The sequence below is a fragment of the Fictibacillus iocasae genome (assembly GCF_042665465.1).
In the GTDB taxonomy this organism is placed as follows: domain Bacteria; phylum Bacillota; class Bacilli; order Bacillales; family Fictibacillaceae; genus Fictibacillus; species Fictibacillus iocasae.
In genome coordinates this window covers 139162-151220 of sequence record NZ_JBHTCP010000013.1, presented here as the reverse complement: position 1 = coordinate 151220, position 12059 = coordinate 139162, and the positions used below count along the sequence as shown (strand labels likewise).

At 46.9% G+C, this 12059-nt stretch carries 13 protein-coding genes; 9 read left to right on the top strand and 4 right to left on the bottom strand.

Going from position 1 to position 12059, the window contains the following annotated elements; all coding sequences use genetic code 11:
* The first annotated feature begins 236 nt into the window (after window positions 1–236).
* Entirely contained in the window at window positions 237–1145 is a 909-nt protein-coding gene (gene spoIIQ / locus ACFQPF_RS07405; RefSeq protein WP_379748120.1) for a stage II sporulation protein SpoIIQ, read from the top strand.
* Window positions 1146–1197: 52 nt separating this feature from the next.
* Here spoIIQ and ACFQPF_RS07400 read toward each other — a convergent pair whose 3' ends face one another.
* On the bottom strand, window positions 1198–1518 hold the full coding sequence (locus ACFQPF_RS07400; RefSeq protein WP_379748118.1) for a MerR family transcriptional regulator: 321 nt from the start codon (window positions 1516–1518) through the stop codon (window positions 1198–1200).
* 81 nt (window positions 1519–1599) lie between these two features.
* Window positions 1600–1767, bottom strand: a complete 168-nt coding sequence (locus tag ACFQPF_RS07395) for a Fur-regulated basic protein FbpA (protein WP_379748116.1) — start codon at window positions 1765–1767, stop codon at window positions 1600–1602.
* A gap of 632 nt (window positions 1768–2399) precedes the next feature.
* Between ACFQPF_RS07395 and spoIIID the strand changes: the two genes are divergently transcribed.
* Window positions 2400–2666, top strand: coding sequence for a sporulation transcriptional regulator SpoIIID (gene spoIIID, locus ACFQPF_RS07390; protein WP_133063583.1), 267 nt, complete (start codon window positions 2400–2402; stop codon window positions 2664–2666).
* A 136-nt stretch (window positions 2667–2802) separates the two neighbouring features.
* Complete coding sequence (mreB, locus tag ACFQPF_RS07385) at window positions 2803–3804, top strand: rod shape-determining protein (RefSeq protein WP_379748114.1); 1002 nt, start codon at window positions 2803–2805, stop codon at window positions 3802–3804.
* Between the two features lie 248 nt (window positions 3805–4052).
* Here the strand turns inward: mreB and ACFQPF_RS07380 are convergent, their stop codons facing one another.
* A complete protein-coding gene (locus tag ACFQPF_RS07380) occupies window positions 4053–5078 on the bottom strand; it encodes a hypothetical protein (RefSeq protein ID WP_379748112.1) in 1026 nt (341 codons plus the stop codon).
* Window positions 5078–6028 (bottom strand): ABC transporter permease subunit, encoded by a 951-nt coding sequence (locus ACFQPF_RS07375; protein ID WP_379748110.1) that lies wholly within the window; start codon window positions 6026–6028, stop codon window positions 5078–5080. The genes ACFQPF_RS07380 and ACFQPF_RS07375 overlap by 1 nt, the downstream gene beginning before the upstream one ends.
* Before the next feature lie 624 nt (window positions 6029–6652).
* Here ACFQPF_RS07375 and ACFQPF_RS07370 point away from each other — a divergent pair.
* From ACFQPF_RS07370 to ACFQPF_RS07345, 6 genes are all read left to right on the top strand, one after another.
* Window positions 6653–7468: a flagellar hook-basal body protein gene (locus ACFQPF_RS07370; RefSeq protein ID WP_379748108.1), complete on the top strand. Its 816-nt coding sequence runs from the start codon at window positions 6653–6655 to the stop codon at window positions 7466–7468.
* A gap of 12 nt (window positions 7469–7480) precedes the next feature.
* Window positions 7481–8305, top strand: coding sequence for a flagellar hook-basal body protein (locus tag ACFQPF_RS07365; protein ID WP_379748106.1), 825 nt, complete (start codon window positions 7481–7483; stop codon window positions 8303–8305).
* A 21-nt stretch (window positions 8306–8326) separates the two neighbouring features.
* Window positions 8327–8611, top strand: a complete 285-nt coding sequence (locus tag ACFQPF_RS07360) for a DNA-directed RNA polymerase subunit beta (RefSeq protein ID WP_379748104.1) — start codon at window positions 8327–8329, stop codon at window positions 8609–8611.
* A gap of 126 nt (window positions 8612–8737) precedes the next feature.
* Window positions 8738–9160, top strand: a complete 423-nt coding sequence (gene fabZ, locus ACFQPF_RS07355; protein WP_379748102.1) for a 3-hydroxyacyl-ACP dehydratase FabZ — start codon at window positions 8738–8740, stop codon at window positions 9158–9160.
* Between the two features lie 319 nt (window positions 9161–9479).
* Window positions 9480–11594, top strand: coding sequence for an Ig-like domain-containing protein (locus ACFQPF_RS07350; protein ID WP_379748100.1), 2115 nt, complete (start codon window positions 9480–9482; stop codon window positions 11592–11594).
* Between the two features lie 257 nt (window positions 11595–11851).
* Entirely contained in the window at window positions 11852–12031 is a 180-nt protein-coding gene (locus ACFQPF_RS07345) for a hypothetical protein (protein WP_379748098.1), read from the top strand.
* Window positions 12032–12059 lie beyond the last annotated feature (28 nt).

Below are 12059 nucleotides of genomic sequence, written 5' to 3'. Positions count from 1 at the left end.
AGCAGGGGCAGGGGACTGGCGTGCAAGCTATGAATAGCGGCGCGCAATTCCGTTAACCTCTTAAACGGAATTGACTAACAAAAAAAGCAAGAGGGTTTTAAGGAGCACTGCCTATCGCTAAGCCTCACCAATGGATGATGTTAAACCGTTTGTCGAAAACTAATCTCTCACTTTTTTTATCACAAAGTATATATTTTCAGAATTCTGTTCAAACTTGTTGCTGAGGTGATGAAAAAATGAAAGAAGAAGAAAAGCAATCCAAAAAAACTCTACCGATGAAAGGCAAGGGAAGTCAAATGGCGAAAAAGCGCTGGGTGTATCCTGCAGTATATCTTAGTTTTGCAGCAGTCATTTTAACGTCGGTGTTATGGTATCAGAACGATGCGAAGAACACGAAGGAGAAAACGCCGGAGAGTGCTTTTGAATCTGACAACAATGCCGTACCGGTCTCTCTATCAAAAGAGCAGTTCCAAATGCCAGTGGCGGACCCAGAAAATGTTTCTGTTGTGAAGGATTTCTACAATGACGATGCGACAGCAGCAGAAAAAGAAGCAGCACTTGTCGTGTACAACAACATTTACTACATGAACCGCGGAATCGATTTAGCGACAGAAAAGAACGAGGCGTTTGATGTTACAGCCGCGCTTAGCGGAAATGTCGTGAAAGCTGGAAAAGATCCTGAGCTCGGCTTCATCGTCGAGATCGAGCATGCAAAAGGTGTGATTACACACTATTCATCACTCGCTTCAATTGATGTGAAAGAAGGCGACGCGGTTAAGCAGGGCGATGTGCTAGGTAAAGCCGGGCAAAACGTGTACGATAAGGATGCCAAAATTCATGCGCACTTTGAAGTCCGCAAAGATGGTCAGCCGATTGATCCGATCTCGGTTTGGAAGCAGAGCGTGAACGAAGTGGCAGCATCTTATGAACAAGCGGTTGAAAAGCAGAAGAAGCAAGTAGAACAAGAGCAAAAGGCGGCAGACAAAGCGGCTGAAGAGCAAAAGAAAGCTGACGACCAAAAAGCAGATGACAAAAAAGCCGACGACAAGAAAGAAGACGGCTCGAAGGATCAAGGGAAAGACAGCAAAGATAAAGACGCAAACGCTGAAAAAGAATCTTCAACAGAAACGTCTGAAACAGAATAATGGTGAAAAGGCTGAAGCGGATACGATTTCCGCTTCAGCCTTTTTTTTCACATTATGGACGCCGAGTCCCGAATTGAGCATTAAGCTGGCCTTGAATCATCGAGCGCACATCCGCTTTATGGTGCTTGATTTCTCGCGCCAACTCTTGACGGATCTCGTGCGTCTGCACACCGTCCTCAATCTTGTCAGCGATCAGCATCAGCTGTTCAATGTCTGAAAAGGAATATTTTCGGCTGCCGCCCTTAGAGCGTACAGGAAAAATGAGCTTGCGTTCCTCATAATAACGGATCTGCCGGTCGCTGAGCCCAGTCAGCTCCCTTACCACTCCGATCGTTATCACCTTTTTATCTTTATATGGCTCCTCAATCCCCACTTTCTCCCCACCGCCTCTGGACGCACTTGTGTATGTGAGAAATTATAACATATGAGCGTGCTTCATCTCCCTATTCGCTGCTTAACTCGTTTGATCAATTCCCTTCCTGTTGCGCAGCAGCAAACTAAGCTCACTTACCGTCAAATGATAAAGCTGCCGATCATCCTTCTTAAAAACCCCCGCCTTCAACAAATGCTCAATATAATACGCCTTCGTCTTCTCAAGAGCCGCCCGAAACTGAACAGACATCAAACCCCTCCTCTCTAAACCAATCCCCTTTATATAATCCACATTTTACCCAAACACCAGAACCCCCACCTCCTTCCTGTCAGAAAACCTCACAAACAATTTTCAAAAATCAATTCAAAACGGTTTTTAAGTAGTGTATGGGGATACCAAATTTTGACTAAAGAAACTTACGGCAACATCGTGAATGCTTGAAATGGCTTTGAAAGCATCTTTGGCTAGGTTGATTGGAGTGAAAGGTGCCGACTCCAGCAGGATGAGTGAGACAGGTGAGACCTTCCAAAGGCGCGTGCGACGGAAGGGCTCACCGCTCACCCTGCGGAAAGCGTGCACCTGTAACGGAAATCAACGCCCACATAAGTCTTACTTTTATATCATTCAAATAAACTCATCAAAAGCGAAGCTTAAATCCCATTAGGCATATAACTTGGTATGTCTTAATAAACTGAAAACAAACCTACAATTATTTTAATCGAGGGTGAGCGGTGAGAAGACGTACTATGGCTGCGGTGAAAAAGGGAATGGGGTAACGTTTTTTCAAACACACAGGATAATAACCAGACTTGTTGTCGCGTAGCTTGATCTCAGAAGTCTCAATCGCATCTCTCACTATCCAATTCAGGGAGGCGAGTGGTGTGCACGATTACATCAAAGAGCGAACCATCAAGATAGGGCGTTATATCGTGGAGACAAAAAAAACCGTAAGAATGATTGCTAAAGAGTTTGGTGTATCCAAGAGCACGGTGCATAAAGACCTTACCGAGCGGCTGCCGGAAATCAATCCCGATCTGGCGAACAACGTGAAAGAGATCCTCGAGTATCATAAATCCATCAGGCACTTAAGAGGCGGTGAAGCGACAAGAGTTAAATACAAAAAAGGGACGGAAGAAGTTGTGCAATAAATGAAATTAATGGAATTTTCTTCTCCCTGCAAAGCCATCCTTATGATATAATGGTAAATTGGATACATCTTCGTTAATTTACTATAAATGTCATAAAAATTTTTGGAATGGGTGTAAGCAGGGAGGAGCAGTAATTATGTTTTCAAGGGATGTAGGCATCGATCTTGGCACGGCTAACGTGCTGATTTATGTCAAAGGTAAGGGGATCGTTTTAAACGAACCATCTGTCGTGGCCATTGACACGAATACAGGGAAAGCTTTGGCAGTAGGGGAAGAAGCCTTTCAAATGGTCGGGAGAACACCTGGAAATATCGTGGCCATCCGCCCGATGAAGGACGGTGTGATCGCGGACTTTGAAGTGACCGAGCAGATGCTCAAGCACTTTATCGACAAAATTCAAGTGAAAGGCGTTTTTGCTAAGCCGCGCATTTTGATCTGCACACCGACGAATATTACGTCAGTCGAGCAAAAAGCGATTCGCCAGGCAGCGCAAAAGTGCGGAGCGAAGCACATTTTCCTTGAAGAAGAACCAAAAGTGGCAGCGATCGGAGCGGGAATGGACATATTCCAGCCTAGCGGCAACATGGTAGTGGACATCGGCGGCGGAACAACAGACGTAGCCGTGCTCAGCATGGGGGATATTGTGACGTCCGCTTCGATTAAAATGGCTGGAGACAAGTTCGATTCCGAAATCCTGAACTACATAAAGAAAGAATACAAACTTCTGATCGGTGAGAGAACCTCTGAAAACATCAAAAAACAAGTAGCGACTGTCTTCCCGGGCAGCCGAAGCGAGGAGCTGGAAATTCGTGGACGCGACATGGTTTCCGGATTGCCGCGCACGGTGACCGTCAGATCTGAAGAAATCATGGAAGCCTTGATTGAGCCGGTTATGACCATTGTTCATGCAGCCAAAAGCGTGCTGGAAAAGACACCGCCAGAGCTGTCGGCTGATATTATCGACCGCGGAATCATGCTGACAGGCGGAGGTGCGCTGCTCCATGGCATCGACCAGCTGTTCGCTCAAGAGCTTAAAGTGCCTGTATTTATTGCAGAAGAGCCGATGGGTGCCGTTGCCCGCGGAACTGGGCTGATGCTCGAGCACTTAGATAAGATCGCACGCAGAAAAGCATTATAACAAATAAAAGCCGCGAAGCCGCGGCGTTACAAGAAAGTTTGCAGGCATGTTCAAAAGTCTGCAAACTTTTTTTGGTCCTACAACGATAGGGAATCAAACCATGAAAAGATGTGTTTTTATAAAGGCCGAACGATTTTCATAGAAATATCCAGCAGAACATGAAAATCTCCATAAAAAAACACGGCCGTTCAGCCGTGTTTTATATCGCTGTTCTCTACGTGCAGGCAAGTACCAGCAGGGTCGCCTGTTTACTCCGTCCCTGTTTTTTTGAGCCTGTGAAAAGGAGAAACGCTGTCTGGACTAATCGTATCTTCGTTCAGCGTTTTCTGTTTTTTTCTCCTATTCGTACCGGAAGATCTTCCTTTATCAAGATAGTGTTCCTTGGCTGCCTCGACCATCAGGTTAACGGCTACAATGGCAAGAGCGAATCCGGTAAGCGGTGTCAGGATGAGCCACGGATAGGTTCTGAAGTTCTGAAAGCTGGATCCGATCATGCTCGCCCATTCGTTCATCATGGCGACCGGGAGAACTTGGTTGTCCATCGGTTCAAGTGTGACGTAGTCGATGCCTCCGATAAACACTTTCAGCACGCCAAGATGAGCGAGCAAGAGGAGCACGGCAACCGTCTGCTGCCCGAAAAAGATCGCGAACTTCGGCCACAAAAACGGGAGGATGTGCCGGCGTAAAATATACAATCGGCTGCCGCCGAGCGTTTTGACTGAGGTGATAAATTCAAAACGAAGGGCATGGCTGATTTCATTAGCTGTATTGATCGCAACGGGTGGAATCGCCACAAGAATGATAACAGCCAGCGCGGCAAATAACTGCTCGTTCTTCGTGATCGCCCATGTAAAAACGATCAGAGCCGGATAGGCGACCATGTAAACGATCAAGGTGGATGGAGCATAAAAGAATGCTTCAAAGGCTTTTTTCATGATTAACAGCATCTTTCCTGGCAAGAAGCTGAGCGCCATTCCGATTACAATGCCAATGATCATGCGTCCGCCTGCGAGAAACAGCGCAAGGCCGATTGTGTACTTCGCCCCATCCGCAGTTTTGTGCCACATGGTCACGCCAAAGCGGTCGGTTCCAAAGACGGCATTGTCGTGAGGCGGAAGCGGCGCTGATTTGATCATCACGCCTTTTTCATAGAGTGCCGTCACAATCGGTTTTTCACTTTCTGGAACAATCCAGCTGTATACGAAGCTGCCGAGGAACATCACTGAAAGAGTGAGCAGCCCAGCAAGGAACAATGGTTTTCTAAAAATGTTCATCACGCATCTGCCTCCTTAATGCCAAGTTTTGCATACAAAACAAAGGATATGGCTGAGAAGATAACATAAAATGGGATGAACAGCATCAGCAGGCCGATGGTCACGACATCGGGTGAGGCAAGGCCGTATTGGCGCATGAATGCAGTGATGCCTGGCATGTACAAGATGTATTCAACAATAAAAAGGTTGGACAATAAAATCCAGAAGATGGTTTTACTCTGAAAGAACAGACTGATCAGCGAGTTGCGCAGCATGTGAGAGCTGATGATTCTCCATTTACCTAACCCTTTTCCTAGGGCAAATTCCACATACTGAGTTTCTTCTTCACCATCAAGCAGGAAAAGAAGTGTTTTTATTAAGAACAGGATGGGCAGGATAGACAAGCAAATGATCGGAAACACGTAAGGCGGACTATGAGGATTATAATAAATTTGAATAATCAGTGACTGTGTTTCACGGTACAGAAGAATGACTCCGAATTGTACGATAACAATGACGAACACATCAGGCAGAGATTCTAGTACGGTTAACAAAGTCCGAATCGTTTTTTGCAAAAAAGCAGGCAGAAGTTTAATCAGGACAGCACAGAGCAGGGCAGCTGTGATGGAAAATATAAGAGCTCCGGCTAGCAGCTTGGCGGAGTAATAATACGGTTCAAACATCGCAGGAAACATCGGTTTAAATTGTCTGTATTCGTAATACATCAGCTCTCCGCCCGTAATCAAGGTCTGGAATAGCCGAAGAATGTTGTCGAAATACTGACCAAAATGAAACCCGATATCTTGGTCTAGAAAAAGTGCATTTTTGATCTTACCTGTCTGAAGCAGGATGGAAATCGCCGATATGCCCGGTACGTTGCTGAACAGCAAGTACGGTATAGCACCGATTAAAAAAACACCCAAAACGGGCAGGAGAAAAGATACAGCCTGCCTTGTTACCATTGTTCTCATTGTTTCGTCCCCCTTTTTCTCTACCTTCCTTCTTCTGTAAAAAATATCATTTTCCTTTAAATGTAAGCAAAATAACATGAACAAGCAGAACTCTGTTAATGATGCGGTAAAGAAAAAGCCGGTGCTTCGTGCCTGCGTCGATGATCATGAGACATAAAACGGTATCCTTTTTTAAAGCATAAAAAGCCCCTTCCTCGTGTAAAGGAAAGGGGCTGCAGTCGTCTGTTTTTTGCGTTGAAATGCGGGCTGCGCAAGGGACAGGCCTGGGGGATGCAAAAGGACATAATCACATTGCATACGGTTTGAACAGCCCGCACTATCCTGGTATGGGATCAGGATACTATGAGCGTAATAAAAAATACGAAAGGTGTCTAACGCTTCAAGCCCTTCTTAAGCTGGTTTTTACCCCATTTAGAAAATATAGTTTGCCAGACTGGTTGAAATCCTACCCATTTGCACAGGGTTTAGCGGTTTAAAGCGTTACCCCGGATTTGGCGATTTTTCGGATGATTTCTTAGAAAAAGAAGGAATAGGAAATATTTTAGCAAAAAAGTATGAAGAGATGCAAAATTCTGCCGATATAAAATCATAAACATAGGGAATCTCCCCGGGAGGAACGTTCAAATGATAAGGGGCTTTTATAATGCGGCTGCGGGTATGATCGCACAGCAGCGCAAGCAAGAATTGCTATCCAATAATATCGCGAATGCGAACACGCCAGGCTTTAAGGCAGATGCAGCCTCACTGCGTTCGTTTCCGAACATGCTGCTGCAGCAGATGAATTCAACAGGCTTCGGACCAAGCAGAGCAGGCCAGACTGTCGGTATGCTCAGCACTGGCGTTTATTTGCAGGAAACCATTCCCGATTTTAAACAGGGTGACATAAAGGAAACGGGAGTGAAAACCGATCTGGCTTTACTTCAAGGAAATGTTCCGGTTGACGCTGCAACGGGCAAGCCTGGTGCCCTCTTTTTTGTGGTCAACGTGAATGGTGAAGAACGCCTCACACGCAACGGACATTTTACGGTGGATGCAGATGGACGGCTGACGACCGCTGACGGTCATACGGTCCTGAATACAGCCGGCAGCCCGATTACTGTGAGGAGCCAAAATTTCACCGTCACACGTGAAGGCCGAGTCCTCGAGAACGGGCGGGATGCCGGACAGATTGACATCGCATTCGTGGACAATCCGAACCGTCTTGTGAAAGAAGGGAACGGACTTTTTCGTTCTGAAGACGCTGTTGTAACTGCAGCAGGCAATGCGAACATCTCATACAGCCTCAGCCAGGGCTTTGTTGAGCGCTCGACGGTAGATGTGGAGCAGACGATGGCTGACATGATGAACGCGTACCGCACGTTTGAAGCGAACCAGCGCGTTCTTCAGTCCTATGATCGTTCGATGGAAAAAATGGTCAATGAAGTCGGCCGGATCGGGTAGGGGGCTTAGAAGATGAACAAGATGATCATTAACTCAAGCGTAACGATGGGGCAGCTTCAGCTCCATCTCGATACGATTGCGAATAATATGGCGAACAGCAACACGACTGGCTTTAAGAGCCGTCAAGTGCAGTTCTCTGATCTGCTGTTTCAGCAAGTCAAAGGCCTGCCGTATGCAGAAAATGAAAACAGCCGGATCACGCCTGCCGGAACGCGATTCGGAAGCGGGGCGAGAATCAGCTCAACCGCGACGAACACCGCTGCAGGCACACTTCAGCAAACAGGGCGCTCTCTTGATTTTGCCCTTTTGTCTCCGGAATCCTATTTTCAGATTCAAGTGGCGGGCACCGGCGGGCAATCCGTTACAGAATACACGAGAGACGGGGCGTTTTACTTGAGTCCGTCACCAAACAATCCTGCTGCACTCGTCCTTGTCACATCAGATGGTGATAAGGTGCTGGGTACGAACGGTCCGATCACGATACCGGGCAATTACAAGGAAATTACCATTGGACAAAACGGCCGCATTTCGGTAACGTTAACTAATGGAACAACTGTGAATGCTGGGCAGCTTGCTGTCTCGACAATCACTAAGCCAGATCTGATGCTGTCTGTCGGCCATCACTTAAGGCTTCCGGATACAATCCGTGCCGAACAGGTTATGACCGATGCTCTAGGACAGGAAGCGTCCGTCCAGCAAGGTGCGCTGGAATCTTCCAACGTAGACATCGCATCCGAAATGTCTGAGCTTGTGAACGCGCAGCGCTCTTATCAATTTAACGCGCGCACCATTTCCATGGCAGACCAGATGATGGGTCTCATTAACGGAATACGCTAAAATAAGGCAGGTAACGAAACGATGGCACAAGAACACGAACCGGCTGCTAAAACGCAGCGTTATAAGGAAAAAGAGAAAACGAAGGAGAAATCGTTGCGAGACGAAAAGAAAAAATCCTCCGGTGGCTATAAGCGCCGCGCTTTTCCGATCTGGCTTCGGCTTATTGTCATCCTTTCGCTTATGGTCATCCTATTTGCTGCAGGAACGATGGTTGGATACGGCGTTCTTGGCGGAAAAGAAGCGAATGACGTATTTAAGAAAGAAACTTGGACACATATTGTGGACCTGGTGAAAAAAGAAAAATAACACGGCAATCAATGAAAACAAAGGTTAACCATGCCTTTGTTTTCTTTTTATTGTATAATTAGTACCAGGTCATAAAACGTAGCGTTAAAACTATAGAAAAAAGCGATCATGAGAGGGGACTGCCACATGTTAACCATTGATCAGATTAAAGAAATTATTCCGCACCGCTATCCGTTTCTGCTAGTCGACCGCATTCTTGAGGTGGAAGAGGCGAAGCGAGCTGTAGGAATCAAAAACGTTTCGGCGAACGAAGAATTTTTCAACGGCCACTTTCCAGAGTACCCGGTCATGCCAGGCGTGCTGATCGTCGAGGCACTCGCGCAGGTCGGCGCAGTTGCTATGCTGAAGAAAGAAGAAAACCGAGGGCGTTTAGCCTTTTTCGCTGGCATCGACAACTGCCGCTTCAAACGACAGGTCATCCCTGGCGATCAGCTTCGCCTCGAAGTGGAAATGACGCGCGTCCGCGGGTCCATCGGTAAAGGCAAAGCAGTAGCCACAGTCGACGGCGAGCTTGCCTGTGAATGCGAAATTACGTTTGCCTTAAAGTAAGGGGTCCGGTACGCCAAGCATAAAATTGCTTGGCGTACTGTTTTTTTTTGTCTTTAGGAAAGTATTTTTAACAATAAAGGAATTCGAGGCAGTCAAAAAGTGAATGAACATAGGCTAAGGTCAACTAGGGCTGACGAAAAGACTTGGCGTCAGCTGAGTTTCCTATACAAGGCGAGTACCGTACCCCAAGAGGTTTTCAGGTGATTTCAGTGGTTTTATGGCTGCATAATAGAATAGCCTAAAAAAGTCATTCTCAAAATATGGATTTTAACTTATGATGAGGATGGAAGGTATTTTACGATAACGAAAAGGTGCGTGCATGATGAGGAAAAATTGGAGTGCTGCGTTTCTGGCAGTGGTGCTTGTGTTGGGAGCGTCTTCGGCGTTTACCGCCACACCGGAAGCTGCCGTAGCAGAAGAAAGTGGAACGATTGTAACAGAAGGTATTCTTGAAGATACGATCTGGACGAAAGACAAATCACCCTACATATTGCCAGATGGCTTAAGAATTGCACGCGACAAGACCTTAACGATTGAACCGGGTGTGAAGGTCATTGGAAGGTCGACGAGCTTTTCCACTTTATCCATAGAGGGAAGCCTGATCGCCAACGGCACAGAGAATGAACGCATCACCTTTGAAAATATGTTTCTTTCTGGCGGTTCTTATCCGAACGGAAGGATTGAGCTGACGTACAGTGATGTTTCGCGGACACAAGGGTATATCCTGCAGACGAACAGCTATGACCCTATAGTCGTGCTCAAGCACAATTCGTTCTCTGGCGGTTATGTGATTCTTTCTAGTAATAGAGAAAATCCAATTGCGATCGAGTCGAATCTTTTTAGAGACAAGTCAGCACTGTGTGTTATGAACGGACACGCGCCTGTGACGATAAAGCGCAACACGTTCGACAATGGCGACAATCCTACAAACACGCCAGATCTTACTGTCCACTGCAGCAGTTTGGACTGTTCACCCACGAACTTTGTAATGACAGAGAACAATTTTCTCGGAAGCGGTCACATGAAGGTACAGGTGAACGGGAATGAAGGGCTAACGTTCAAGGGCGATCACAACTATTGGGGGACCGAGAATGAGAATCAAATTCATCAGCTGATCTTGGACGGCAGAGACTATTCGAATATAAGCGGCAACCGGCTGGCAGCGGAATATCCAGCATTAACGCCGTTTGCCAATGGTTGGCCAGCGGGTAATCTCGCGACGCCAACCGTTCAATCCATAACAAGCGAGGACAGCTCTTTATATGGAATGACCTCTGCTGATTCCATCGTGCAGGTTTGGAGAAACGGTGAGCTAATCGGAACGGGGAAACCTCATTCAGACGGCATGTATAGTGTAAAGCTGGACACACAGCTTACAGCAGGCGACAAGCTCGAAGCGGTGGCGGTAAAGCCCGTGTCGGGTTATGTTAGCAAACCGGCAGTGGTTACAGTAAAGCCATACGTGCCCCTGATGTATGATGTGTCAGAGGTAACGGATCAGTCGGAGAGCGTATCCGGGCGAACGACCTACCATTCAACGGTAAATCTTTTTAACAACGGAGTCCTAGTTGGAAGCGGAGTATCAGATAATATTGGGAAATTTGAACTAACGTTTCCGAAACAGCCAGGCGGCTCGATGCTGGAAATCGTAATCACCACACCAAAACAGAACACAAAAACGTACAGCATTCCCGTCGCAGACAAGACGGCTCCGGCAGCTCCAAAAGTGAACACAGTGAGCAACAAAAGCGTCAGTGTGAGCGGAGCAGCTGAGCCAGGTGCAGATGTAACGGTAATAGCGGGCGGGAAAACATACCGCGGTGCAGCGGATAAAGACGGCAAATATAGCCTGCCAATCTTGGTTCAGAATGCAGGAGCGTCCATAAGGGTGACGGCCATAGATTCGGCGGGTAACGCGAGCCCAGCAGTTACCGTGAAAACGACACGAGTCGCCCCGAACGTACCGAGCGTTGACTCCATCAGCAACAAGGCAGCCTATGTGACGGGAACAGCTGAGCGCTATGCGGCAGTTAAGGTGCAGATCGGATCCAAATTCTACACTGCAAAAGCCGGCTATGACGGCAAGTACAAGGTCGTCATACCCGTACAGAACACAGGTGCAGCGGTTTCTGTTACAGCTGCAGACAAATACGGAAAAGTAAGTCTCGCTAAAGCGGTGAAGGTACACCGAGTGGCTCCAAACATGCCAGCAGTCAACCCGGTTCGCTACACATCCACACTCGTAACGGGGAAGACCGAGCCGAGAATTACGGTCTATGCTAAGATCGGAACAAAGGTGTACAGTGCAAAATCAGCATCTGACGGCACGTTTAAGATCAGCATTCCGAAACAAGCGAAAGGCAAGAAAATTTACGTAACATCAAAAGACGCAAAATCCATGATCAGCGCCGCACGTGTGATGACCGTCTATTAAGTTCGGGGTCCGGTACGCCAAGCTCAAAACGCTTGGCGTACCGAACTTTTTCTTCAATGCGTACCGTACCCCGTCTTTTGTTAAAGGTCCCATTTATTAAGGAAATATGAAGGGAATTCTGGTTTTTGTGAAGGGTTTGTTAGGTGTTGGTAAATGCCGTCTTTTCAGGGTTTTACCGTGATATAGTAAGGACATGGAAGGCGTTTCTGCAGTCCTGGCAGTACCCTAAATTCCAAAATCCGGAGGGAGCAATCGTAATGAGCAAATCCTTTATCATGAAAATTGGTGCATCTCTAATGGCTATGTTTTTGATCACTGCATGTGGTAACGCAGAGGAGAAAAAAGAGGAAGAAACAGGTACAGAAGAAAGCCAAGATCAGGACATGCAGGAAGAAGAAACGTCTTCTGATGAATCAACGGAAGAAAGCGGACAATAATCGTACATCCTATACACGCATAAAACCG

Coding starts and splice junctions, on each gene's coding strand:
- spoIIQ (WP_379748120.1), top strand. CDS start 237: ATGAAAGAAGAAGAAAAGCAATCCAAAAAAACTCTACCGATGAAAGGC.
- ACFQPF_RS07395 (WP_379748116.1), bottom strand. CDS start 1,767: ATGTCTGTTCAGTTTCGGGCGGCTCTTGAGAAGACGAAGGCGTATTAT.
- mreB (WP_379748114.1), top strand. CDS start 2,803: ATGTTTTCAAGGGATGTAGGCATCGATCTTGGCACGGCTAACGTGCTG.
- ACFQPF_RS07380 (WP_379748112.1), bottom strand. CDS start 5,078: ATGAACATTTTTAGAAAACCATTGTTCCTTGCTGGGCTGCTCACTCTT.
- ACFQPF_RS07375 (WP_379748110.1), bottom strand. CDS start 6,028: ATGAGAACAATGGTAACAAGGCAGGCTGTATCTTTTCTCCTGCCCGTT.
- ACFQPF_RS07370 (WP_379748108.1), top strand. CDS start 6,653: ATGATAAGGGGCTTTTATAATGCGGCTGCGGGTATGATCGCACAGCAG.
- ACFQPF_RS07365 (WP_379748106.1), top strand. CDS start 7,481: ATGAACAAGATGATCATTAACTCAAGCGTAACGATGGGGCAGCTTCAG.
- ACFQPF_RS07360 (WP_379748104.1), top strand. CDS start 8,327: ATGGCACAAGAACACGAACCGGCTGCTAAAACGCAGCGTTATAAGGAA.
- fabZ (WP_379748102.1), top strand. CDS start 8,738: ATGTTAACCATTGATCAGATTAAAGAAATTATTCCGCACCGCTATCCG.
- ACFQPF_RS07350 (WP_379748100.1), top strand. CDS start 9,480: ATGATGAGGAAAAATTGGAGTGCTGCGTTTCTGGCAGTGGTGCTTGTG.
- ACFQPF_RS07345 (WP_379748098.1), top strand. CDS start 11,852: ATGAGCAAATCCTTTATCATGAAAATTGGTGCATCTCTAATGGCTATG.